Origin of the sequence: Streptomyces sp. NPDC007084 (assembly GCF_040703595.1) — a bacterium.
Classification (GTDB): domain Bacteria; phylum Actinomycetota; class Actinomycetes; order Streptomycetales; family Streptomycetaceae; genus Streptomyces.
This window is the reverse complement of record NZ_JBEYFY010000032.1, coordinates 1-21,189: the sequence shown is the minus strand read 5'-3', so window position 1 is coordinate 21,189 and position 21,189 is coordinate 1. Positions and strand designations below refer to the sequence as shown.

Annotated in this window: 23 protein-coding genes and 1 pseudogene; 6 read left to right on the top strand and 18 right to left on the bottom strand. The window is 71.2% G+C overall.

The window, feature by feature from the left end; genetic code table 11:
• Positions 1-153 precede the first annotated feature (153 nt).
• Together AB0912_RS23710 and AB0912_RS23705 are read right to left on the bottom strand one after the other, a co-directional pair.
• Positions 154-906 carry a hypothetical protein gene (locus AB0912_RS23710; protein ID WP_366702907.1) on the bottom strand — a complete coding sequence of 251 codons (753 nt, stop codon included), beginning with the start codon at positions 904-906 and terminating at the stop codon, positions 154-156.
• On the bottom strand, positions 903-1,046 hold the full coding sequence (locus AB0912_RS23705; protein ID WP_366702905.1) for a hypothetical protein: 144 nt from the start codon (positions 1,044-1,046) through the stop codon (positions 903-905). The genes AB0912_RS23710 and AB0912_RS23705 overlap by 4 nt, the downstream gene beginning before the upstream one ends.
• A gap of 198 nt (positions 1,047-1,244) precedes the next feature.
• Here AB0912_RS23705 and dapA point away from each other — a divergent pair, with 198 nt between their 5' ends.
• Positions 1,245-2,147: a 4-hydroxy-tetrahydrodipicolinate synthase gene (gene dapA, locus AB0912_RS23700; RefSeq protein ID WP_366702903.1), complete on the top strand. Its 903-nt coding sequence runs from the start codon at positions 1,245-1,247 to the stop codon at positions 2,145-2,147.
• Here the strand turns inward: dapA and AB0912_RS23695 are convergent.
• From AB0912_RS23695 to AB0912_RS23670, 6 genes and pseudogenes are all read right to left on the bottom strand, one after another.
• On the bottom strand, positions 2,134-3,354 hold the full coding sequence (locus AB0912_RS23695) for a WD40 repeat domain-containing protein (protein WP_366702901.1): 1,221 nt from the start codon (positions 3,352-3,354) through the stop codon (positions 2,134-2,136). The genes dapA and AB0912_RS23695 overlap by 14 nt on opposite strands.
• A complete protein-coding gene (locus tag AB0912_RS23690; RefSeq protein ID WP_366703000.1) occupies positions 3,351-3,908 on the bottom strand; it encodes a SigE family RNA polymerase sigma factor in 558 nt (185 codons plus the stop codon). Before AB0912_RS23690 ends, AB0912_RS23695 begins: the two co-directional genes overlap by 4 nt.
• A 726-nt stretch (positions 3,909-4,634) precedes the next feature.
• A pseudogene (locus tag AB0912_RS23685) lies at positions 4,635-4,848 on the bottom strand (GntR family transcriptional regulator); the annotation flags it as partial.
• A gap of 174 nt (positions 4,849-5,022) precedes the next feature.
• Complete coding sequence (gene dapD / locus AB0912_RS23680; protein ID WP_366702899.1) at positions 5,023-6,012, bottom strand: 2,3,4,5-tetrahydropyridine-2,6-dicarboxylate N-succinyltransferase; 990 nt, start codon at positions 6,010-6,012, stop codon at positions 5,023-5,025.
• A 229-nt stretch (positions 6,013-6,241) separates the two neighbouring features.
• A complete protein-coding gene (locus tag AB0912_RS23675) occupies positions 6,242-6,778 on the bottom strand; it encodes a TetR family transcriptional regulator (RefSeq protein WP_366702897.1) in 537 nt (178 codons plus the stop codon).
• A gap of 118 nt (positions 6,779-6,896) precedes the next feature.
• Positions 6,897-7,217, bottom strand: coding sequence for a multidrug efflux SMR transporter (locus tag AB0912_RS23670; protein ID WP_366702895.1), 321 nt, complete (start codon positions 7,215-7,217; stop codon positions 6,897-6,899).
• A gap of 227 nt (positions 7,218-7,444) precedes the next feature.
• Here AB0912_RS23670 and AB0912_RS23665 point away from each other — a divergent pair, with 227 nt between their 5' ends.
• Positions 7,445-8,629 (top strand): oxidoreductase, encoded by a 1,185-nt coding sequence (locus AB0912_RS23665; RefSeq protein ID WP_366702893.1) that lies wholly within the window; start codon positions 7,445-7,447, stop codon positions 8,627-8,629.
• Positions 8,630-8,716: 87 nt separating this feature from the next.
• Here the strand turns inward: AB0912_RS23665 and AB0912_RS23660 are convergent, their stop codons facing one another.
• From AB0912_RS23660 to AB0912_RS23625, 8 genes are all read right to left on the bottom strand, one after another.
• Positions 8,717-9,055 (bottom strand): metal-sulfur cluster assembly factor, encoded by a 339-nt coding sequence (locus tag AB0912_RS23660; RefSeq protein ID WP_366702998.1) that lies wholly within the window; start codon positions 9,053-9,055, stop codon positions 8,717-8,719.
• Positions 9,056-9,159: 104 nt separating this feature from the next.
• Positions 9,160-9,633 carry a Fe-S cluster assembly sulfur transfer protein SufU gene (gene sufU / locus AB0912_RS23655; RefSeq protein ID WP_366702891.1) on the bottom strand — a complete coding sequence of 158 codons (474 nt, stop codon included), beginning with the start codon at positions 9,631-9,633 and terminating at the stop codon, positions 9,160-9,162.
• Between the two features lie 16 nt (positions 9,634-9,649).
• Positions 9,650-10,882: a cysteine desulfurase gene (locus AB0912_RS23650; protein ID WP_366702996.1), complete on the bottom strand. Its 1,233-nt coding sequence runs from the start codon at positions 10,880-10,882 to the stop codon at positions 9,650-9,652.
• A 35-nt stretch (positions 10,883-10,917) separates the two neighbouring features.
• Complete coding sequence (gene sufC / locus AB0912_RS23645) at positions 10,918-11,691, bottom strand: Fe-S cluster assembly ATPase SufC (protein ID WP_366702889.1); 774 nt, start codon at positions 11,689-11,691, stop codon at positions 10,918-10,920.
• 7 nt (positions 11,692-11,698) lie between these two features.
• On the bottom strand, positions 11,699-12,037 hold the full coding sequence (locus AB0912_RS23640) for a non-heme iron oxygenase ferredoxin subunit (protein WP_366702887.1): 339 nt from the start codon (positions 12,035-12,037) through the stop codon (positions 11,699-11,701).
• Positions 12,037-13,218, bottom strand: a complete 1,182-nt coding sequence (sufD, locus tag AB0912_RS23635; RefSeq protein ID WP_366702885.1) for a Fe-S cluster assembly protein SufD — start codon at positions 13,216-13,218, stop codon at positions 12,037-12,039. Before sufD ends, AB0912_RS23640 begins: the two co-directional genes overlap by 1 nt.
• A gap of 89 nt (positions 13,219-13,307) precedes the next feature.
• The gene (gene sufB / locus AB0912_RS23630; RefSeq protein ID WP_366702883.1) at positions 13,308-14,729 is read right to left on the bottom strand and encodes a Fe-S cluster assembly protein SufB; all 1,422 of its coding nucleotides are present in this window, start codon (positions 14,727-14,729) and stop codon (positions 13,308-13,310) included.
• A complete protein-coding gene (locus AB0912_RS23625; protein WP_366702881.1) occupies positions 14,726-15,484 on the bottom strand; it encodes a metalloregulator ArsR/SmtB family transcription factor in 759 nt (252 codons plus the stop codon). Before AB0912_RS23625 ends, sufB begins: the two co-directional genes overlap by 4 nt.
• Before the next feature lie 161 nt (positions 15,485-15,645).
• Here AB0912_RS23625 and AB0912_RS23620 point away from each other — a divergent pair, with 161 nt between their 5' ends.
• Genes AB0912_RS23620 through AB0912_RS23605 form a run of 4 tightly spaced genes read left to right on the top strand, consistent with a single transcriptional unit; the run spans position 15,646 to position 19,256 of the window.
• A complete protein-coding gene (locus tag AB0912_RS23620; RefSeq protein WP_366702879.1) occupies positions 15,646-16,488 on the top strand; it encodes an AAC(3) family N-acetyltransferase in 843 nt (280 codons plus the stop codon).
• Between the two features lie 11 nt (positions 16,489-16,499).
• Positions 16,500-17,423 carry an ABC transporter ATP-binding protein gene (locus AB0912_RS23615; RefSeq protein ID WP_366702877.1) on the top strand — a complete coding sequence of 308 codons (924 nt, stop codon included), beginning with the start codon at positions 16,500-16,502 and terminating at the stop codon, positions 17,421-17,423.
• Positions 17,424-17,473: 50 nt separating this feature from the next.
• Positions 17,474-18,190 (top strand): ABC transporter permease, encoded by a 717-nt coding sequence (locus tag AB0912_RS23610; protein ID WP_366702994.1) that lies wholly within the window; start codon positions 17,474-17,476, stop codon positions 18,188-18,190.
• Between the two features lie 58 nt (positions 18,191-18,248).
• Positions 18,249-19,256 carry a COX15/CtaA family protein gene (locus tag AB0912_RS23605; protein ID WP_366702875.1) on the top strand — a complete coding sequence of 336 codons (1,008 nt, stop codon included), beginning with the start codon at positions 18,249-18,251 and terminating at the stop codon, positions 19,254-19,256.
• Positions 19,257-19,279: 23 nt separating this feature from the next.
• Here AB0912_RS23605 and AB0912_RS23600 read toward each other — a convergent pair whose 3' ends face one another.
• Together AB0912_RS23600 and AB0912_RS23595 are read right to left on the bottom strand one after the other, a co-directional pair.
• Positions 19,280-20,386 (bottom strand): amidohydrolase family protein, encoded by a 1,107-nt coding sequence (locus tag AB0912_RS23600; protein ID WP_366702873.1) that lies wholly within the window; start codon positions 20,384-20,386, stop codon positions 19,280-19,282.
• A 270-nt stretch (positions 20,387-20,656) separates the two neighbouring features.
• A complete protein-coding gene (locus AB0912_RS23595) occupies positions 20,657-21,013 on the bottom strand; it encodes a hypothetical protein (protein WP_366702871.1) in 357 nt (118 codons plus the stop codon).
• Between the last annotated feature and the right edge of the window lie 176 nt (positions 21,014-21,189).

The following is a 21,189-nucleotide window of genomic DNA, read 5'->3' as shown; positions in this document are numbered from 1 at the left end:
CGGCGAGGCGGGGAGACCGGCGGTACGGCCCGCGCGTCCTGCCACGGGCGGCCCCCCGTGCCCGCTCGGCACGGGTTTTTGGTCCAGGGCCCTGGGCACGGCCGTCCCGCCTCCTCCCGCTCGCGGAGGCGCGGGTACCCGGAGCAGTCCGCCTCACCCCTGCGGGTCCCGATCTTCGAGGCGGGCCAACCGGCCCTGGAACCAGTCGAGTCGGGCCTGCAACAGGGCCACCTCCGCGACCAGTTCGGACACACCGAGGCCGGCCATTCCGACGTCGTCCGCACCAAGGCCGGGGACGCCGAGGCCGGACGTGCCGAGGCCGGGCGCACCGAGGCCGGACGTGCCGAAGCCGGCCCCCGCGAGGGCCGGACCCTGGCCGGCCCGGACCCGTAGCCCCTCGCCGGCGAGCCGGGCGAAGGAGGCGAGCGACAACGCCGTACGGCCGCGCACACATCCGGCGCAGGCCGCCGCCAGCGCGCGCCAGCCCGGGCGCCCCCAGCCCGCGTCGGCCAGGGCGCCGGCCACGGCGCCGCAGGCACAGGGGCCGACGGTGGCGGCGCGCACCCGCTGCCGGGCGTACCGGAACCCTTTCTCGAAGCGGATGTAGGCGCCGAGCACGGAGACCTCGAGGAGCACGGCCGCCCGGTGTTCGGCGACGCACAGCATCGCCTCGGCGGTGGCGGAGTCGTGCACGCAGTGGAAGCCGCAGTCGCAGCGGCGGTGCGGCGCGCGGTGCCGCCGCCCGTAGACACAGCGCGCCTCGTCCAGCACTCCGTACGGCAGCGCCCCGCCCAGGGATACGCCGGTGAACCCGGCCCGGGTGCCGTCCTGGGACAGCACCGGGTGGGCGATCTTGTAGCCGGTCGGCGGCTCCGTCGGGCGTTCCTCGGGAAGCCGCAGTCTCATCGTCCGGCCGGAACCTCTTCGGGCGCGGAGACCTCGGACTCCTCGAACTCCTCGCTCACACGCGGTAGTTCGACTTCGACCTCATGCGCCGGGGCCTGTTCCTCCGCGACCCCGGTGGCGAGTGCCTTGCCGAGCTTCATGACGCCTCCCGTTGTACCGACGACTGCCGTCCTCGCCATGGTGACCGATGGGACCCCGGTTTGGCACCAGCGCCTGGCCTCGCCGGACGACCCCGCGGGCCCCACCCGTCTCACCCTCCCCACTGATTAGCGTTCATGACCCACACCTCGTAGAAGAATTAAGTGGAGCTTCACGATTGGGCGTCCGAAACTCCTTCCATGAACGATGCGAGAACCACCACTCCCTTCGGGCGGGCGCTCTGCGCGATGGTCACCCCCTTCACCGAGGCGGGCGCGCTGGACGTCGAGGGCGCGCGGCGGCTGGCCGAGCGGCTCGTGGCGGGCGGCTGCGAGGGCCTGGTGCTCTCCGGCACGACGGGCGAGTCCCCGACCACGACGGACGCCGAGAAGGCGACGCTGGTCCGGGCGGTACGCGAGGCCGTCGGCACCCGGGCGACGGTCGTGGCGGGGGTGGGGACGGCGGACACCCGGCACACGGTTGAACTGGCGCTGGCGGCCGAAAAGGCGGGCGCCGACGGCCTGTTGGTGGTCGCGCCGTACTACAGCAGACCCCCGCAGGACGCGGTCGAGGCACACTTCCGGGAGATCGCGGACGCCACGGACCTGCCTCTCATGCTCTACGACATCCCGGGCCGCACCGGAACCCGGATCGAACCGGAGACGATGATCCGGCTGGCCGGGCACCCCCGGATCGTGGCGGTCAAGGACTGCTCGTACGACCTCCCCGGCACCCAGAAGGTGCTGGCCCGCACCGAGTTGGCGTACTACGCGGGCTGCGACGAGCAGGTGCTCGCGCTGTACGCGATCGGCGCGGCCGGATACGTGAGCACGGTGGCGAACGTGACGCCACGTCATTTCCGGTCCCTCATCGACGCGTTCGAGGCGGGCGACACGGCCGGGGCGGCGCACCTCCAGCGACAAGTCCTCCCGCTCATCGAGGCGATGATGTCGTCCGGCCTGCCGGGAACCGTCACGGCGAAGGCCCTCCTCGACCGCCTGGACCTCCCCGCGGGCCCGCCCCGCCCCCCGCTGCGACCCGCCGGCCGCGAGACGGCCGACGGGTTGCTGGCAACGTACGAACATCTGCTCAGCGCGTACTGAAGACGGGTGTCCAGCGGCCCGGGTACGTGGCGCTCGCCTTGCGGAAGTCGCTCAGCGGTACGACCTTGTCGGTGCCGATGGTGACCAGGAGCAGTTGGTTGTGGAACTCCCCCTTGCCGGAGCACCTCTTGGGGTCGCAGCCCCAGGCGATGAGCCGCTTGTTGTCGGCCCACGCCAGGAGTTGCTGGACCGGCACGGTGTCGACCTGCCCGCCGGTGCGCGGGTCCACGATCGCGGCCGCGATGACGGTGTCGCCTCCCGCGAACTCCCCCGCCCCGAGTTTCCCGTCGGGCGAGACGCCGGCCTCGACGGAGACGGGAACCTTCTCCCCCGCCGGCCAGTCGGCCTTGGCACCGTCCAGGCCGTAGTACTGACGGAAGGGATTCTCCATGGAGTTCACGTGGACGAGGGTGCCGTCGTGGCTCCAGTCGAAGTCCTCACGAGAGTTCCCGGGCCATCCCATCTCGTCCGTCTCGTACGGCACTTCGTGCCAACTCGTCCGGCCCGAGGCGACGTCCACGACGGCGAATCCGGTACGGCTCGGCACCGGCCCGGGGATCTCCTTGCCGTTCACGTTCTGCGGGTGGTCCACGAAGGTGCGGTCGGGGTCCTTCGCGTAGGTCGTCGCGACGAGCTTCTTGCCGTCCGGTGAGAAGGCGACAGCTCCGACGCCCCGGTCCACCGGGATCCAGCGGTCGATCCTGCCGGTGATCAGGTCGAGGAGCCCGATGCGCCTGGCCGGCAGTTCGCCCTCCAGCACCGCGGCGGTGCGGGAACCGGGTGCGACGTCCAGGAAGGCCCACTTGACCTTCTTGTACGTACCCGACTTCTGGTCGAGGAGCCCGTAGACCCGGGTGAGGACCCGGTCGCCGTTCGCCTGCCTGACGGACTTGTTGACGTAGAAGGCGGCCAGCACCGTGTCCCCCGCCGCGATCATGGTCCTCGGCGGCGACTGGTCGGGGTGGCCGATGATGTCGCTCTTGTTCATCTCGCTCGCGGGACGCACGTCGTCCCCGCCACCGACGAGGCGGGGCACGCCCACCGCGACGGCGATCGCGGCGACGGTGGCCACCGCGACGGACGCGAGTCCGCGGGAACGGCGTCGGCGCCGTACGGCCAGGACGCGTTCGGCGAAGTACGGGGGTGCGGGCACGCTGTCGGCGGCCTGCTCGCGGAAGGCGTCGGCCACCAGTTCGTCGACGTTCATGGACGCACCTCCACGGGCGAGTTGCGGCGGGACGGCTGCTGTTCGGCCCCGGCCGGGCCCAGTGCCGCGAGTTCGGGCGCGAGGGCGCGCAGCCGGGCCAGCGAGCGGTGCGTCGTGGACCGTACGGTCCCCACGGAGCACCCCAACATCCGGGCCACGTCGGCTTCCGGAAGGTCCTCGAAGTAGCGCAGGACCAGCACGGCGCGCTGCCGCGCGGTCAGCCGGGCCAGCGCGCCGCGCATCACGAGTCGCAGTTCGGCGGCGGACGCGGTGTCGGCTCCGGTGCCCGCCTCGGGCGTCTCGGCGACGCTCAGTTCACGGCGCGGCCACTTGAGCCGCCAGCGGCTGACCGACTGCCGGTACAGGACCCGGCGTACGTACGCCTCCGGCTCTTCGATCCGGTTCCAGTGGCCCGCCACCTTGATCAGCGCGTTCTGCAGCAGATCCTCGGCGCTGTGCCGGTCGCCGCCGCTGAGGAGGACGGCCGTCTTCAGCAGCGCGGACGACCTGCTCGCCACGAATTCCTTGAAACTCTCCTGCGCCGCGGCATCCATCGTCACCTTCTCTTCCCCGACGGGCTCTGCACCCGTCCCCTCTGCCCGTGCTGACGCGCACGACGGCCCCCCGCTATGCCTCGCCCGGACGACCAATTCCGCGCGCCCCACACGTTCCCGAGCTGAGCCGCCCCCTGCTGTTCTCGACGTCGACGCCCCTTCAACCCGTACGCGGCCCAGAGGGACCCCGCCCCGAGGGCTACACAACCATCCGGTTGCCCCAGGACACGGTCCGCCCTCTCCACGCCCGCCTGCCCCCTCACCCGGCCCCGGCCCCGGCCCCGGCGACACCCTCCTCGGCCTCGGCTACGACCTGTGCTGGGCCACCGGCCAGTTCGACGATGTCGTACCGCATCTGACCATCGCCCAGAACCAGGACGAGGCTGCCGTGGACAGGGCGGAGGCAGATCTACTCACGGGGGCTCCCCGTCTTGACGCAGGTCTCGTCGGTCGACCTGTTGATCCACGACGGGACACGCTGGCGCCAGAGGGCTTCCTTCCCACTGGGACAGGCGCGGCTGCACTGATCGTCCGGCCGTTGGGGAACCGGCGCGGCCCCGGTCCAGGTCGATCGGATCGCGTTCGGCCTCGGCGTCGGGGCCCGCTCCCGCCAGGGCGCCTCGATTGCATGTACGCCATCACCGTCTCGACGCGTGTGCCGTTGCTCAACCGCTCCGCGGCCGTCATCCGGGACATCCAGGGGGCCTGATACAGAGGATGCCTACCTTGACACGTGGCGCCGGACCGCGCCGACTTGGCGCGATAGGCAACTTGGCGCGATAGGCAACTTGCCGCCCCGCCGAAGTGAGCGCCAGAGGCGGTCGGAGTACCGATCCCGCACGGACGGCCGATTCCTCACGATCGGGCCCTTACCGCGCCGGGTCTCGACCAGCCCGCTAGCACGCACCTCGATCATGGCCTCGCGGATCGTGCCGCCTGCTGCCCGCGATCTGTACGCGACGAAGTACAGACCCTCACCGGCTCCCACACAAGCGCCCTCCCCGGCCGTCCTGGACCGTGGAAGGGCGCTTGTTGGTGACCGGTGCTGGCGGCGGCTGCGCCGCAGTTCAGAGCAGCGGTCCAGGAGGCGGCCGCAAGTCACGGCCGCCGATGATCAGTTGTGGCTGTGCAGGACCTCGTTCAGGCCGCCCCAGACCGCGTTGTTCGGGCGGGCCTCCACCTTGCCGGTGACCGAGTTGCGGCGGAAGAGGATGTTGGAGCCGCCGGACAGTTCGCGGGCCTTCACGATCTCGCCGTCGGGCATCGTCACGCGTGTGCCGGCCGTGACATACAGCCCGGCCTCGACCACGCACTCGTCGCCGAGGGCGATGCCCACACCCGCCTCCGCGCCGACGAGGCAGCGCTCGCCGATGGTGATGCGGACGTTTCCGCCGCCGGACAGGGTGCCCATGGTGGACGCGCCGCCGCCGATGTCCGAGCCGTCGCCGACCACGACACCCGCGGAGATACGGCCCTCGACCATCGAGGTGCCCAGCGTGCCCGCGTTGAAGTTCACGAAGCCCTCGTGCATGACCGTCGTGCCGGCCGCGAGGTGCGCGCCGAGGCGGACCCGGTCGGCGTCCGCGATACGCACGCCCTTGGGCGCCACGTAGTCCGTCATGCGCGGGAACTTGTCGATCGAGGTCACCTGGAGGTGCAGGCCCTCGGCGCGCGCGTTCAGCCGCACCTTCTCCACGTCGTCCACGGCGACGGGGCCGAGCGAGGTCCACGCCACGTTGGCGAGCAGACCGAACAGGCCGTCCAGGTTCTGGCCGTGCGGCTGGACCAGGCGGTGCGACAGGAGGTGCAGGCGCAGGTAGGCGTCGTGCGCGTCGAGCGGCTTGTCGTCCAGGGACGCGATGACCGTACGGACCGCGACCACCTCGACGCCACGGCGGGCGTCCGGGCCGATCGCCCGCGCGGCGCCCTCACCGAGGAGTTCCACCGCCCGCTCGGCGGACAGCCGCTCGGTGCCGGCCGGGCCGGGCTCGGCGGACAGTTCGGGCGCCGGGAACCAGGTGTCGAGAACGGTGCCGTCGGCGGTCAGGGTGGCGAGCCCGGCGGCGACGGCGCCGGTGGTACGAGAAGCAGTCGTGTCGGTCATGGGTGAAACCTAACGTGGCGCGCCCCGCCCGGGCGAACCGGTCCGCGCCGCGTCTCAGGAACCGGGCCGAGCGGCGGCACCGAGCCCGCCCTCAGGCTGCTCGCAGACCGCTGCAGACCGCCCGCAGACCGCCCGCAGGCTCATGCGGGGGTCGCCCGCGGGTCGCCTGTAGGCCGCCCTCAGGCCGCGCCCGTTCCGGCCCCCCGCTCCCGACCCCGCCCCGGCTCCCTCACCGCAGCACCCGCCCCAACACCTCCCGCGCGTACCCCTCGTCGTACGTCGTGCCGGTCAGCAGGACCTGGAGACAGATGCCGTCCAGCAGGGCGACCAGGGCGCGCGCGGTCACCGGGTCGGTGCGGCGGGACAGCGGTTCGACCAGGCTGTCGATCCACTCGGCGGCCACCGGGCGCAGCGCCGGCTTGCGGAGGGCGGCGAGGTACAGCTCGTACTCCAGCTCCACGCCCGTACGGTCCCCCGCCAGCCACTCCCCGATCAGCCCCGCCAGTTCGCCCGCGAGGTCGGCGCGGGTGTCCTCCAGGGTGCCGCGCGCCGCGACCACCTTGGCGAAGCCCTCGTTCGCCTGGCGCAGCGCGGCGACGAGGAGTTCGTCCAGGGTCTTGAAGTGGTACGTGGTGGAGCCGAGCGGCACATCGGCCTCGGCGGCGGCGGAGCGGTGGCTCAGCCCCGCGATGCCCTTCGCGCCGACGACCCGGATCGCCGCGTCGATGATCCGCTGCCGCCGCTCCGGGTCGTACCGCCGCACCATCACCGACCACCGCCCACGGCCCGGCCCCGGCCGCGACTCACCCTTGAGTCCGCACCCGCCGCCACCCTGGCGTTCACTTCCACACCCACACCCATGCCCGTGCCCGTGCCCATGCCCATCAATGTGCCCCGCCCAGATTCAGCAGCACGACCCCGCCGATGATCAGCGCGATGCCGGCCGCCTTCGCGGCGGTGAGCCCCTCGCCGAGGAACAGCATCCCGATCGTGGCGATGGCCGCCGTGCCGACGCCGGCCCAGATCGCGTAGGCCGTGCCGACCGAGACGGTCTTCAGGGTCTGGGCGAGCAGCGCGAAGGCGACGACGTATCCGAGGACGGTCAGCAGCGAGGGCCACAGCCTGCTGAAGCCCTCCGTGTACTTCATCGCGGTGGTCGCGCCGACCTCCGCCGCGATGGCTCCGGCGAGCAGTACGTATCCCATGCGTACGACGGTACACATCGATGCGTACACCTGTACACACTCTGCGCAGACCCACCGCACACCTCCGCACACCCATCGCGCATCCGCCGCACACCCGCCCCACACCCCGCCCGCATCAACTCCATGGGCACCGCGCGCACCAGGGGATATCGTTCGCGATCACAGTGGGGGCGGAGTCGGGCGACGTCGCACGGACTCCCGTAACAGAGCAATGGAGCGCACGGGGTATGTCGGACAGATCCGGGTGGGGACCTCAGGGGCCGCAGGGGCCGTACGCCGGCGGGCCGGGCGGCTGGGGCTGGGCCCCGCCGTTCCCGCCGCCCCCGCCACCGCCCAAGCCGGGCGTGATACCGCTGGCCCCGCTCGGGGTGGACACGATCCTCAGCGGGGCCTTCACCACGGTGGGCCGCTACGCGAAGCCGCTGTTCGGCGTGGCCGGCCTGGTCTACCTGGGGCTGGGGATCGTCCTGGCCGGCGCCGGGACGGTCGCGTACGGCACGGTGGCGGACCACGTCCACCGGCTCACCGAGACGCACGGCACGGCGCACTGGTCGGACGTGCGGCCCCTGCTGGCGGCGTTCGGCGCCGTCTGGGTCCTCGCGATGGTGACGACGCCGCTGGCCAACGCCGTGGTGCAGGCCGCCTGCGTGGCGACCCTGCACGAGGCGGTGCTCGGCCGGCGTGCCCGGCTCGGCGCGGTGTGGCGGCGCGCGCGGCGACGGACCCCCTCGGTGCTCGGCGTGACGGTCCTGTCGGGCCTCGCCGTGCTGCTCCCCGTCGTCGTGGGCGCCGCGCCCATCGGCGCGGCGATCGCCCTGTCGTCCGGCCCGTCGCTGCCCCTCGCGCTCTTCTTCCTCGTCGCACCCGTCGCCACGGCGGTGGCGGTGTGGCTGTACGTGCTGTTCCTGTTCGCCCCCGCCGCCGCCGTACTGGAGGACGCCTCGCCCACGACGGCGATGCGGCGGTCCGTCCGGCTGGTGCGCGGGTCCTGGTGGCGCACGTTCGGCGTCTCGCTGCTCGGCCTGGCCATCGTGACGACACTGGCCTCACTCGTGCGGATGCCGTTCCTGTTCACGACGCCGGTCTTCTCGTCGTACGACCCGGCGGCGGCGCATCCGGCGGACGCCGCCGAGCTGTTCGACGACGTGCTGCCCGAACTGCTGCCCTTTCTGGCGCTCACGCTGGTCACGATGTTCCTCACCCAGCTCCTGACGTCCGTGTTCGTGCCCGTGGTGACGACCCTGCTCTACGTCGACCGGCGCATCCGCCGGGAGGGCCTCGCAGACGTACTGGCCCGCGCCGCCGCCACCCCCGGCACCTCCGACTCGCCCGGCACACCCACCGCATCCGGCCCGCCCGGCACTCCGGGTACTCCGGGAACTCCGGACACCCCCAGCCCGCCCCACGTCTGAGCACCGGGCCTCAGCCCCGGCCCGAAAACGCGCGCTGGGGCGGCACCCGAAGGTGCCGCCCCAGCGAAGTACCGAGGTCCCGGCGTCTCAGACGTTGAAGCCGAGCGCCCGAAGCTGCTCGCGTCCGTCGTCCGTGATCTTGTCCGGACCCCACGGCGGCATCCAGACCCAGTTGATGCGCAGTTCGTTGACGAGACCGTCCGTGGCGGACTTGGCCTGGTCCTCGATGACGTCGGTGAGCGGACAGGCCGCGGACGTCAGGGTCATGTCGATCGTCGCGATGTTCGCGTCGTCGATGTGGATGCCGTAGATGAGGCCGAGGTTGACGACGTCGATGCCCAGCTCGGGGTCGACGACGTCGTACAGCGCCTCGCGGACCTCTTCCTCCGAGGCCGGCTTCGTCGTCAGGCTCTCGCCCGACGTCACGGCGTTCTCGGACGTCACGGCGTTCTCGGACGTCACGGCGTTCTCGGACGTCACAGCGTTCTCGGACGTCACGGTGTCCGCGGCCGACGTCACGGTGTTCTCGCTCATGCGGTCTTCCTCACAGCCTTCTCGGGCTCGTCGCCCAGCGCCTGGGCCGTCGCGTCCTTCCACGCCATCCAGCTCAGGAGGGCGCACTTGACCCGGGCCGGGTACTTGGAGACACCGGCGAACGCGACCGCGTCCTCCAGCACCTCCTCCATGGCGTCGTCGGGCTCGATCCGCCCCTTGGACTGCATCAGCTCCAGGAAGGTCCCTTGGATCTTCTGCGCGTCGGTGACGTCCTTGCCGACGAGGAGGTCGTTCAGTACGGAGGCGGATGCCTGGCTGATCGAGCAGCCCTGACCCTCGTACGAGATGTCCTCGATCCGCTCGCCGTCGTACTTCACCCGCAGTGTGATCTCGTCACCGCAGGTGGGATTGACGTGGTGCACCTCGGCGTCGCCGTCCCTCAGACCGCGCCCGTGCGGGTGCTTGTAGTGGTCCAGGATGACTTCCTGGTACATCGAATCCAGCTTCACGTTCCCAGCCAGCCCCTCAGCCGAAGAAGTTCCGTACGTGCTCCAGCCCGTCGACCAGAGCGTCGATCTCGGCCGGCGTGGAGTACAGATAGAACGACGCTCGCGTGGTCGCGGGAATTCCGTACCGCAGGCAGACCGGGCGGGCGCAGTGGTGGCCGACCCGGACCGCGATGCCCTGCTCGTCGAGGACCTGGCCCACGTCGTGCGGGTGGATGTCGCCGAGCGTGAACGAGATCGCCGCGCCGCGGTCCTCGGCCGTGGTGGGGCCGATGATCCGCAGGTCGGGGACGTCCGCGAGGCGCTTCACCGCGTACTCGGTGAGGGCGTGCTCGTGGGCGAGGATCTTGTCCATGCCGATCGAGGACAGGTAGTCGATCGCCGCGCCGAGACCGACCGCCTGGGCGATCGGCGGGGTGCCCGCCTCGAACTTGTGCGGTGCCGGCGCGTATGTGGAGGAGTGCATCGACACGGTCTCGATCATCTCGCCGCCGCCGAGGAACGGCGGAAGGTCCTCCAGCAGTTCCTGGCGTCCCCACAGGACGCCGATACCGGTCGGACCGCACATCTTGTGGCCGGTGAAGGCCACGAAGTCGGCCTGGAGGGCCTGCACGTCGAGCGGCATGTGCGGGGCGGCCTGCGACGCGTCGATCAGCACCAGCGCGCCGACCTCCTGGGCGCGGCGCACGATGGCCTCGACCGGGTTGACGGTGCCCAGGATGTTCGACACCAGCACGAAGGAGACGATCTTCGTCTTCTCGGTGATGATCTCGTCGATGTTCGACAGGTCGAGACGGCCGTCGTCGGTGAGACCGAACCACTTCAGCTTCGCGCCCGTGCGCTGCGACAGCAGCTGCCACGGGACGATGTTGGAGTGGTGCTCCATCTCCGTGATGACGATCTCGGTCTCGTGGTCGACCCGGTAGGGCTCGTCGGCCCAGCCGAGCATGTTGGCCACGAGGTTGAGCGACTCCGAGGCGTTCTTCGTGAAGATGACCTCGTCGCGGCTCGGCGCGTTGATGAAGGCGGCGACCTTGTCACGCGCGCCCTCGTACAGCGCCGTGGCCTCCTCGGCGAGCACATGCACACCGCGGTGGACGTTGGCGTTGTAGCGCTCGTAGTACTCGTTCAGGGCGTCCAGCACCTGGCGCGGCTTCTGCGAGGTCGCCGCGTTGTCCAGGTACACGAGCTTCCGGCCGTCGTGGACCTCGCGGTCCAGGATGGGGAAGTCCTTGCGGATCGCCTCGCCCAGAAGACTGGACTCAGTGAGGAGGCCCGGCGTCTGTGTCACGCGGATACGCCACCCTTCGCGTTGACGGCGTACGACTCGTAGCCCTCGTTCTCCAGCTTGTCGGCGAGTTCGGCGCCGCCGGACTCGACGATGCGGCCACCGGAGAAGACGTGGACGAAGTCGGGCTTGATGTAGCGCAGGATGCGCGTGTAGTGGGTGATGAGCAGGGTGCCCACCTCGCCGGACTCGCGCACGCGGTTGACGCCCTCGGAGACGACGCGCAGGGCGTCGACGTCGAGGCCGGAGTCGGTCTCGTCGAGGACGGCGATCTTCGGCTTGAGCAGTTCGAGCTGGAGGATCTCGTGGCGCTTCTTCTCACCGCCGGAGAAACCCTCGTTGACGTTGCGCTCGGCGAAGGAGGGGTCCATGGAGAGGCGCTCCATGGTCTCCTTGACCTCCTTCACCCAGGTCCGCAGCTTGGGGGCCTCGCCGCGGACGGCGGTGGCGGAGGTGCGCAGGAAGTTGGAGACGGAGACGCCGGGGATCTCGACCGGGTACTGCATCGCCAGGAACAGGCCGGCGCGGGCGCGCTCGTCGACGGACATCTCCAGGACGTCCTCGCCGTCGAGGGTGACGGTGCCGCCGGTGATCGTGTACTTGGGGTGGCCCGCGAGCGAGTAGGCGAGGGTCGACTTGCCCGAGCCGTTGGGGCCCATGATGGCGTGCGTCTCGCCCTGCTTCACGGTCAGGTCGACGCCCTTGAGGATCTCCTTCGTGGCGTTGTCGGCCTCGACGGTGACGTGCAGGTCGTGGATTTCAAGCGTTGCCATGGGTTCCTCAGGACTCCTGGTTGAGGGAGACGAGCACGTCGTCCCCTTCGATCTTTACGGGGTATACGGGGACGGGGCGCGTCGCGGGAAGGCCGGACGGCTTGCCGGTGCGCAGGTCGAAGGCGGAGCCGTGCAGCCAGCACTCGATCTGGCAGTCCTCCACCTCGCCCTCGGAGAGCGAGACGTTCGCGTGCGAGCAGATGTCGTTGATCGCGAACACCTCCCCCTCGGTCTTCACGACCGAGACCGGCGTGCCGTCGAGTTCCACCCGCTTCGGGGTGTCCTCCTCCAGCTCGCTCAGCCCACAGGCCCGAAGGAAACGGGCACGGTCGAAGGTGCCGGGCATCAGAGCGACGCCTCCAGCTCCTCGTCGATCTTCACGAGAAGGCGCTCTTCGATGTCGTCGACGCCGATCTGCTGGACCAGTTCGGCGAAGAAGCCGCGGACCACCAGACGGCGGGCCTCGTCGGCGGGGATGCCGCGGGCCATCAGGTAGAAGAGCTGCTCGTCGTCGAAGCGGCCGGTCGCGGAGGCGTGTCCGGCGCCGACGATCTCACCGGTCTCGATCTCCAGGTTCGGCACGGAGTCGACCCGGGCGCCGTCGGTCAGAACCAGGTTGCGGTTCATCTCGTAGGTGTCGGTGCCCTCGGCCTTGGCCTCGATGAGGACGTCGCCGATCCACACCGCGTGGGCGCCCTCGCCCTGGAGCGCGCCCTTGTACATGACGTTGGACTTGCAGTGCGGGGTGTTGTGGTCGACCAGGAGGCGGTGCTCCTGGTGCTGGCCGGCGTCGGTGAAGTAGAGGCCGAACAGCTCGGCCTCGCCGCCGGTGCCGGCGTAGGCGACGCGCGGGTGCAGGCGTACGACGTCGCCGCCGAAGGTGACCACGAAGGACTTGAAGGTGGCGTCCCGTCCGATCAGCGCGTTGTGCTGGCCGACGTGGACGGCCTTGTCGTCCCAGTCCTGGACGGAGACGACGGTCAGCTTGGCGCCGTCGCCGAGGATGTAGTCGACGTTGGCGGCCAGGACCGCGTCACCGGTGTGGTCGATGACGACGACGGCCTCGGCGAAGGCGCCCAGCTCGATGACCTGGTGGCCGTAGGCGGTGCCACCCTCGCCTTGGACGACGATGCGGATCGGCTCGGAGAGGACCGTCTCCTTGGGGACGGTCACGACCGAGGCCTTCTCGAAGGACGAGTAGGCCTGGGCGGCCACGCGGTCCACCGGGGTGCCGGCCCTGCCGAGTCGCTCGTCGTCACGGCCGACGGTCTCCACGGTGACGCCGTCGGGGGTGCCGATGGCGACCTTGACGCCGTCGCCGGTGGCGACCGCGGTGCCATCGTGCAGCCCGCGCAGGCGCTCCAGCGGGGTGAACCGCCACTCCTCCTCGCGGCCGTGGGGGACCGGGAAGTCCGCCACGTCGAAGGAGGGGGGCGCGCTCATGCGCGTGGCGACGGTCGACTCGGCGGCCACCGCGATCTGTCCGGCGGTGGTGGATCCCACCGGGATGTTAAGGGCCTCAGCCATGGCTGTCGGTCTGCTCTCTTCCTACGTCAGTTGCGATCCACGGCTCGCCCGGGTGGGGCGGGCCGGCGGCTGCGGGGGCGGTCGGCGGGTCAGCCGACCGAGCCCTCCATCTGCAGCTCGATCAGCCGGTTGAGTTCCAGGGCGTACTCCATGGGCAGCTCCTTGGCGATCGGCTCGACGAAGCCGCGCACGATCATCGCCATCGCCTCGAACTCCGTCAGACCGCGGCTCATCAGGTAGAAGAGCTGGTCCTCGGAGACCTTGGAGACGGTCGCCTCGTGGCCCATCGACACGTCGTCCTCGCGGACGTCCACGTAGGGGTAGGTGTCGGAGCGGGAGATGGTGTCCACGAGCAGCGCGTCGCAGAGCACGTTCGACTTGGAGCCGTGGGCGCCCTCGCCGATCTCGACCAGACCGCGGTAGGACGTACGGCCGCCGCCGCGCGCCACCGACTTCGACACGATGTTCGAGGAGGTGTTCGGCGCCATGTGGACCATCTTGGAGCCGGCGTCCTGGTGCTGGCCCTCGCCGGCGAAGGCGATGGACAGGGTCTCGCCCTTGGCGTGCTCGCCCATCAGGTAGACGGCCGGGTACTTCATGGTGACCTTGGAGCCGATGTTGCCGTCGATCCACTCCATGGTCGCGCCCTCGTACGCCACGGCGCGCTTGGTGACCAGGTTGTAGACGTTGTTCGACCAGTTCTGGATGGTCGTGTAGCGGCAGCGGGCGCCCTTCTTCACGATGATCTCGACCACCGCGGAGTGCAGGGAGTCCGACTTGTAGATCGGCGCGGTGCAGCCCTCGACGTAGTGGACGTAGGCGTCCTCGTCGACGATGATCAGCGTCCGCTCGAACTGGCCCATGTTCTCCGTGTTGATACGGAAGTAGGCCTGGAGCGGGATCTCGACGTGCACGCCCTTCGGCACGTAGATGAAGGAGCCGCCGGACCACACGGCCGTGTTCAGCGAGGCGAACTTGTTGTCACCGACCGGGATGACGGTGCCGAAGTACTCCTTGAACAGCTCCGGGTGCTCCTTGAGAGCGGTGTCGGTGTCCAGGAAGATGACGCCCTGCTCCTCCAGGTCCTCGCGGATCTGGTGGTAGACGACCTCGGACTCGTACTGGGCGGCGACACCGGCGACGAGGCGCTGCTTCTCCGCCTCGGGGATGCCGAGCTTGTCGTACGTGTTCTTGATGTCCTCGGGCAGGTCCTCCCAGGACTCCGCCTGCTTCTCCGTGGAGCGCACGAAGTACTTGATGTTGTCGAAGTCGATGCCCGACAGGTCCGAACCCCAGTTGGGCATGGGCTTCTTCTCGAAGAGGCGCAGGCCCTTGAGGCGGAGCTTGGTCATCCACTCCGGCTCGTTCTTCTTCGCGGAGATGTCGCGGACGACGTCCTCGTTGATGCCGCGCTTGGCAGAGGCGCCGGCCGTGTCGGAGTCGGCCCAGCCGTATTCGTACTTGCCCAGGCCCTCGAGTTCGGGGTGGGCAGTCTCCGTGGGGAGCGTCATGCGGGGTTCCTCCCGGCCGTGCTTGCAGATGCGTTGCTTGCAGATGCGTTGTGAGCTGTGTGGGAAATCTTGGGGATGAACGTCGTGCACACCCCGTCGCCGTGGGCGATGGTGGCCAGCCGCTGGACGTGCGTGCCGAGCAGTTGGGAGAAGAACTCCGTCTCCGCCTCGCAGAGCTGCGGGAACCGCTCGGCGACGTGGGCGACCGGGCAGTGGTGCTGGCAGAGCTGCTCGCCGACCGGTGCGCTGCGCGCCGCAGCAGCGTACCCGTCGGCGCTGAGCGCTTTGGCCAGCGCCTCGGTGCGCCGCTCGGGCGGCGCCGCCTCGACCACCTTGCGGTAGGCCTCGGCCTGGGCCGCGATGCGGGCGCGGGCGAAGGCGAGGACCGCCTCGTCGCCGCCCTCGCGCTCGGCGATCCAGCGCAGGGCGTCCTCGGCGAGTTTGTCGTAGGACTGGTCGAAGGCGTCCCGGCCGCAGTCGGTCAGGGCGAACACCTTGGCGGGGCGGCCGCGGGTGCGCGCTCCGTAGACCCGCTGCTCGCGCGGCTGCACGACGTCGTCGGCGACGAGTGCGTCGAGGTGGCGGCGCACGGCGGCCTGGGTGAGCCCGAGGCGTCCCGCGAGGTCGGCCACCGTCGACGGGCCGTGGTCCAGGATGGACCGCGCGACCCGGTTGCGCGTCGAGCGCTCTCCGGTCGCGAGCTCCTCCTGCGGGCCCCCCGTGGGGGTCTCCCGAGCCTCGCCAACGTATTTCACAACGCCATTGTTGCGTAATTCCTCAGAGCCTGACAACCCACCCCCCTCGGGCCGGGCGGTGCGCTGCATCACTTAGGTATACCTAAGCTGACCTGCGCAAACGATCTTTGATCGATCAATTCGGTGGCGTTCCGACCGCCGCTCGGCCAGACTCCGGGACCATGTCGACACCCCCTCCGACCGGCCCACTCGTCACCCGGGACACCCTGGCGGCGGACCTGCGCACCCTCGGCGTACGGCCGGGCGAGACGCTCCTCGCGCACTCCTCGCTCAGTTCCCTCGGATGGGTCAACGGCGGCCCCGTCGCCGTCGTCCAGGGACTGCTCGACGCCATTGGGCCGAACGGCACGCTGGTGGTCCCCACCCAGTCCGGCGACCTCTCGGACCCGGCCCTGTGGAGCCGTCCGCCGGTGCCCGAGGAGTGGTGGCCGACCATCCGGGCGACCATGCCCGCCTACGACCCCCGGGTGACGCCCTCGCGCGGCGTCGGGGTGATACCCGAGACCGTCCGGAACTGGCCCGGCGCGCTGCGCAGCGCGCACCCGGAGACCTCCTTCGCGGCGCTCGGCCCGGGCGCGGCGGGAATCGTCGAGGGACACGCGCCCGACTGCCGGCTCGGGGAGCGCAGCCCGCTGGCCCGGCTGGAGGCCCGCGGCGCCCGGGTGCTGCTCCTCGGCGCCGGCTTCGGCTCCTGCACCGCCTTCCACCTGGCCGAGTACCGGGTGCCCTCCCCCGTGGTCGAGGTCGGACGCCCGTCCCCGGACGGCTGGACGACCGTGCGCGAGGTGTCGATCACCTCCGAGCGGTTCGAGGAACTCGGCGCCGACTTCGAACGGGACCGGCCCGTCGTACGGGGCCGGGTGGGCGCGGCGACCGCACGGCTGTTCCCGCTGGCCGACGCGGTGGCGTACGCGGAGCGGTGGCTGCCGCTGCACCGCCCGCGGGACCTGTACGCCGAGGTGGCCTCGGCCCCCGGCGGTTCCGGGCCGCGGCGGCGTCCCTAGACTTGCGCCTCATGCGAAGCGAGCCCGTGGTCCAGGTCCAGGCCCTGGTGAAGCGGTACGGCACGAAGACCGCGGTGGACGGCCTCGACCTGGTGGCCTCGGCGGGTGTCACCGCCGTACTCGGACCCAACGGCGCGGGCAAGACGACCACGGTCGAGACCTGCGAGGGGTACCGGAAGCCGGACTCCGGCACGGTGCGCGTCCTCGGCCTCGACCCGGTCGGACAGTCCCGGGAGCTGCACACCCGCATCGGCGTGATGCTCCAGTCCGGCGGCGTCTACTCGGGCGCCCGAGCGGACGAAATGCTCCGCCACGTCGCGAGACTGCACGCCCATCCGCTGGACGTGGACGCGCTCATCGAACGGCTCGGCCTGGAGAGCTGCGGGCGGACCGCCTACCGGCGGCTGTCCGGCGGCCAGCAGCAGCGCCTCGCGCTCGCGATGGCCGTCGTCGGACGCCCCGAACTGGTCTTCCTGGACGAGCCGACCGCGGGCCTGGACCCGCAGGCCCGGCGCGCCACCTGGGACCTGGTGCGCGACCTGCGCTCGGACGGCGTCTCGGTCATCCTCACCACGCACTACATGGACGAGGCCGAGCAGCTCGCCGACGACGTCGCGATCATCGACGCCGGCCGGGTCATCGCCCAGGGCTCCCCCGAGGAGCTGTGCCGCGGCGGCGCCGAGAACACCCTGCGCTTCAGCGGCCGGCCCGGACTCGACGTGGCCTCGCTGCTCAAGGCCCTCCCGGCGGACTGCACGGCGGCCGAGCTGACGCCGGGCACCTACCGGGTCGGCGGCAAGGTCGATCCCCAGCTGCTGGCCACGGTGACGTCCTGGTGCGCCCAGCACGGCGTGATGCCGGAGAAGATCTCCGTCGAACGCCACACCCTGGAGGACGTCTTCCTGGAACTCACCGGCAAGGAGCTGCGTTCGTGACCACCGCCGGTACCCACATCCCGAGGCCCGGGGCCGCGCCGCTGCCCCGGATGATCGGCGCGCAGGCCGCGCTGGAGACGAGGATGCTGCTGCGCAACGGCGAACAGCTCCTCCTCACGGTCGTCATCCCGACCCTGCTGCTCGTGCTGTTCAGCACCGTCGACATCGTCGACACCGGCGCGGGGAAGGCGGTCGACTTCCTGACGCCGGGCATCCTCGCGCTCGCCGTGATGTCGACGGCGTTCACCGGACAGGCCATCGCCACCGGCTTCGAGCGCCGCTACGGCGTACTGAAGCGGCTGGCCGCCTCCCCGCTGCCCCGCTGGGGCCTGATGACCGCGAAGACGGCGGCGGTGCTGGTCACCGAGGTCCTCCAGGTGATCCTGCTGACCGTGATCGCCTTCGCGCTGGGCTGGTCCCCGCACGGCAACCCGCTCGCCGTACTGCTCCTGCTGGTGCTCGGCACGGCGGCCTTCTCGGGGCTCGGGCTGCTGATGGCGGGCACTCTCAGGGCCGAGGCGACGCTCGGCGCGGCCAACCTGGTGTTCCTGCTGTTCCTGGTGGCCGGCGGGGTCATCGTGCCGATGGGCAAGTTCCCGGCCGGCGTCCAGGACGTGCTGGGCCTGCTGCCGATCTCGGCGCTCTCCGACGGCCTGCGGGACGTGCTCCAGCACGGCGCCTCGATGCCGTGGGCCGACCTCGGGATCCTGGCCGTCTGGGCGGTCGTGGGCCTCGGCGCCGCCGGGAAGTTCTTCCGCTGGGAGTAATCGGGTGGACGCCCGTCAACCGGACCCTCGTGAACGCGTGCACAAGCGGCCCCCTACGATGGTGCGCGTGCCGAACCTGACCCGAGCCGACGCCCTCAGCGCGGTGCGCAACCCGCTCGCCTTCATCGCCGAACGCTGGACCCCGACGACCCGCACGGTGCGGCGCGCGGCGCTCGCCGCGCTCGTCATGTCGGTGGTCATCGTGGTCACCGGCGGCGCCGTCCGGCTCACCGGCTCCGGCCTCGGCTGCCCGACCTGGCCCAAGTGCACCGACGACTCGCTCACCGCCACCAGCGCGATGGGCTTCCACGGCGCCATCGAGTTCGGCAACCGCATGCTGACGTACGTGCTGTGCGCGGCCGTCGGATGGGCGATCATCGCCGCCCGGTCGCGGAAGCCGTGGCGGCGCGGCCTGACCCGGCTCGGCTGGGCGCAGTTCTGGATCGTCATGAGCAACGCCGTGCTCGGCGGCATCGTCGTCCTGGTCGGTCTGAACCCGTACACGGTCGCCGCGCACTTCCTGCTGTCCACCGCCCTGATCACGGTCGCCGCGCTCATGTGGCAGCGCGCCCGCGAGGGGGACGGGGCGCCGCGTCCGCTGGTCGGCGCGTCGGTGCGGCAGCTCGTGTGGTTCCTGGTCGTCGCGGCCGTCCTGCTCATCGCGGTCGGCACGGTCGTGACCGGTGCCGGTCCGCACGCGGGCGACTCGAGCGAGGTCGACCGGATGCATGTGAGCTGGGAGAACGTGGCCAAGCTGCATGCCGTGCTGGCGTGGATCGTGGTGACCCTGACGTTCGCGCTCTGGTTCGTGCTGAAGGCGGTCGACGCGCCGCGCGGCCCGCTGCTGCGCACCCGGGACCTGTTCCTGATCCTGCTGTCGCAGGGCGTCATCGGCTACGTGCAGTACTTCACCGACCTGCCGGAGGCCCTGGTCGGCCTGCACATGCTGGGCTCCTGCCTGGTGTGGATCGGCGTGCTGCGGGTCCTGCTGGCGCTGCGCGAGCGCCCGGAGACCCTGGCGGACGTGCCGGGCCCGGCGACGGAATCGGCCCTCACGCGCGCGTAGCGGTATGACCGGGGCCCGCGGACTCACTCCACCCCGTACACCCGCCGGGCGTTGCCCGCGGCGATCAGGCCCGCCACACGCTGCGCGTCGGCCAGCGACCAGGCGCCCTCGGCGACCCAGGTGCCGAGCACCCGGGCGAGCGCCTCGCGGAAGAGGCGGGCCCCGATGACGTGGAGTTCGGGCAGGCCGTGGGCGCCGCTGGAGAAGAGCAGCTTGCCGAAGGGCGCCAGTTCCAGGATCTCGGCGAGGACGGCCGCCGCCCGCGCGCCGGTGCGGACCAGGGCGGCGCCCAGATCGGCGTACACGTGCGGGAAGACCCCGGCGAGGTGGGCCGCGTGCCGGTGGTACGGGTAACCGTGCAGCAGGACCAGGTCGGTGCCGAGGCCCGCGGTGGCGCGGGCGAAGTCGGTGAGCAGGACGGGGTCGGTGCGGTCGATGCGCAGACCGGGTTCGCCGAGTCCGGCGTGCAGCTGGAGCGGCAGGCCGGAGGCGACCGCGATCCACAGCAGATGGCGCAGCAGGACGGGGTCGGTGAGCGGGCCGCCGACCCGGCGGCCCGCCAGCCAGCGGCCGGCCGCGCCCCGGACCTCGCCGGGCCCGGGCGGCTCGGGCGCGAGCGCCAGACCGTGCCGCACCCCGGCGACCGAGGTGAAGGCGACGGCGTTGGCGGCGGCCCCGTGGACCGACTCGGCGAGATTGGCGAGAAACGACTCGACGGTGCCGGAGGTGTCGGCGACCTGTTCGGCGAGCAGTTCCAGGCGGACGATCTCGTGCGCCCCGGCCGCCCCGGTGGAGGCCATCTCGCCCGGCCCGGTGAGGTCGCCCGGCAGCCCGGTGTCGACGAGATACGTGGTGATGCCGCTGCCGCGCAGCAGCCGGCGGCCCGATTCGAGGACGCCGAGTTCGCGGCGCCGGGCCAGATAGCGGGCGGGCGTGCAGTGCGGCTCCAGGCCGAGCAGGGGCGGGCACCAGCGCCGTACGGCGAAGCCGGTCTGGGTGTCGAAGAAGGTGGTGCCGGGGGCCGGGGGCCCCTCGGTTCTGGCGAGGTGGGCCTCGAACGTGCCGAGGCCCAGCTCCGTCCGCAGTACGCCGTGGCAGTACTGGTCCACCAGGGACGGCGTTTCGATCATCCGGACTCCCCGCGACTGGACCGTTCCTTTTCAGGTCCTAACGGGTGAAGCGGGTGTCAGGTGTTGGTCGCGCACACCCCGTGCGAACGGCCGACGGTTGTCAGCCGTCCGGGCGAGCCGGGCCTCGGTCATCCGTGCGAGCCGGCTCTCGGACTGCCGCGCGTTCCGGGTCCCGGCCGTCCGTGCGTTCCGGGTCCCGGCCGTCCGTGCGAGCCGGCTCTCGGGCGCCCGCGCGATCCGGGCCTCGGCCGTTCGTGCGAAGGGTGAGGGTCAGTCGTTGGAGGGGCCGCCGAGCTGGATGCCCGCCATGCGCTTCCACTCGTACGGGCCGGTCTTCACCTTGGCCGCGAACTCCCCGTCGAACTCCTCGTGCACGGTGACGCCGGCCCTCTTCACGGCGTCCTCGGCGATCGCCTGGCTGGGTGCCACCAGGTCGCCCCAGCCGCCGTCCTCTCCGACGAGCACGATGCGGGCGCCACGCTCGCCGAGGTAGGCGACCTGTGCCTCCGCCCCGCCGTGCGCCTTGGCGAAGGCGTCGATCTCCCGGCCGAGCCGGGCGGCGGTGCGCTCGGCCTTCTTGTCCTGGGCGGCGCTGGGGGTCTCGTCGGTCTGCTCGGTGTCTGCCATGAGCAGGATGCTACCGACGGGTAGATCAAACGGCGACGGGCGGGGGGCGGGGGCCTGGGCACCGTCCCCCCCCCTCGGTTGTAGACGACGCCTGGGGGGGAGACACCACGGCAAGAGCCCGGAGGGGGTGCCCCCCCCCGGGGCCTAGATGTTAGACACAAAAGTGAAAAACCACA

Coding starts and splice junctions, on each gene's coding strand:
- AB0912_RS23710 (WP_366702907.1), bottom strand. CDS start 906: ATGAGACTGCGGCTTCCCGAGGAACGCCCGACGGAGCCGCCGACCGGC.
- AB0912_RS23705 (WP_366702905.1), bottom strand. CDS start 1,046: ATGAAGCTCGGCAAGGCACTCGCCACCGGGGTCGCGGAGGAACAGGCC.
- dapA (WP_366702903.1), top strand. CDS start 1,245: ATGAACGATGCGAGAACCACCACTCCCTTCGGGCGGGCGCTCTGCGCG.
- AB0912_RS23695 (WP_366702901.1), bottom strand. CDS start 3,354: ATGAACGTCGACGAACTGGTGGCCGACGCCTTCCGCGAGCAGGCCGCC.
- AB0912_RS23690 (WP_366703000.1), bottom strand. CDS start 3,908: ATGGATGCCGCGGCGCAGGAGAGTTTCAAGGAATTCGTGGCGAGCAGG.
- dapD (WP_366702899.1), bottom strand. CDS start 6,012: ATGACCGACACGACTGCTTCTCGTACCACCGGCGCCGTCGCCGCCGGG.
- AB0912_RS23675 (WP_366702897.1), bottom strand. CDS start 6,778: ATGGTGCGGCGGTACGACCCGGAGCGGCGGCAGCGGATCATCGACGCG.
- AB0912_RS23670 (WP_366702895.1), bottom strand. CDS start 7,217: ATGGGATACGTACTGCTCGCCGGAGCCATCGCGGCGGAGGTCGGCGCG.
- AB0912_RS23665 (WP_366702893.1), top strand. CDS start 7,445: ATGTCGGACAGATCCGGGTGGGGACCTCAGGGGCCGCAGGGGCCGTAC.
- sufC (WP_366702889.1), bottom strand. CDS start 11,691: ATGGCAACGCTTGAAATCCACGACCTGCACGTCACCGTCGAGGCCGAC.
- AB0912_RS23640 (WP_366702887.1), bottom strand. CDS start 12,037: ATGCCCGGCACCTTCGACCGTGCCCGTTTCCTTCGGGCCTGTGGGCTG.
- sufD (WP_366702885.1), bottom strand. CDS start 13,218: ATGGCTGAGGCCCTTAACATCCCGGTGGGATCCACCACCGCCGGACAG.
- sufB (WP_366702883.1), bottom strand. CDS start 14,729: ATGACGCTCCCCACGGAGACTGCCCACCCCGAACTCGAGGGCCTGGGC.
- AB0912_RS23620 (WP_366702879.1), top strand. CDS start 15,646: ATGTCGACACCCCCTCCGACCGGCCCACTCGTCACCCGGGACACCCTG.
- AB0912_RS23615 (WP_366702877.1), top strand. CDS start 16,500: ATGCGAAGCGAGCCCGTGGTCCAGGTCCAGGCCCTGGTGAAGCGGTAC.
- AB0912_RS23610 (WP_366702994.1), top strand. CDS start 17,474: ATGATCGGCGCGCAGGCCGCGCTGGAGACGAGGATGCTGCTGCGCAAC.
- AB0912_RS23605 (WP_366702875.1), top strand. CDS start 18,249: ATGGTGCGCGTGCCGAACCTGACCCGAGCCGACGCCCTCAGCGCGGTG.
- AB0912_RS23600 (WP_366702873.1), bottom strand. CDS start 20,386: ATGATCGAAACGCCGTCCCTGGTGGACCAGTACTGCCACGGCGTACTG.
- AB0912_RS23595 (WP_366702871.1), bottom strand. CDS start 21,013: ATGGCAGACACCGAGCAGACCGACGAGACCCCCAGCGCCGCCCAGGAC.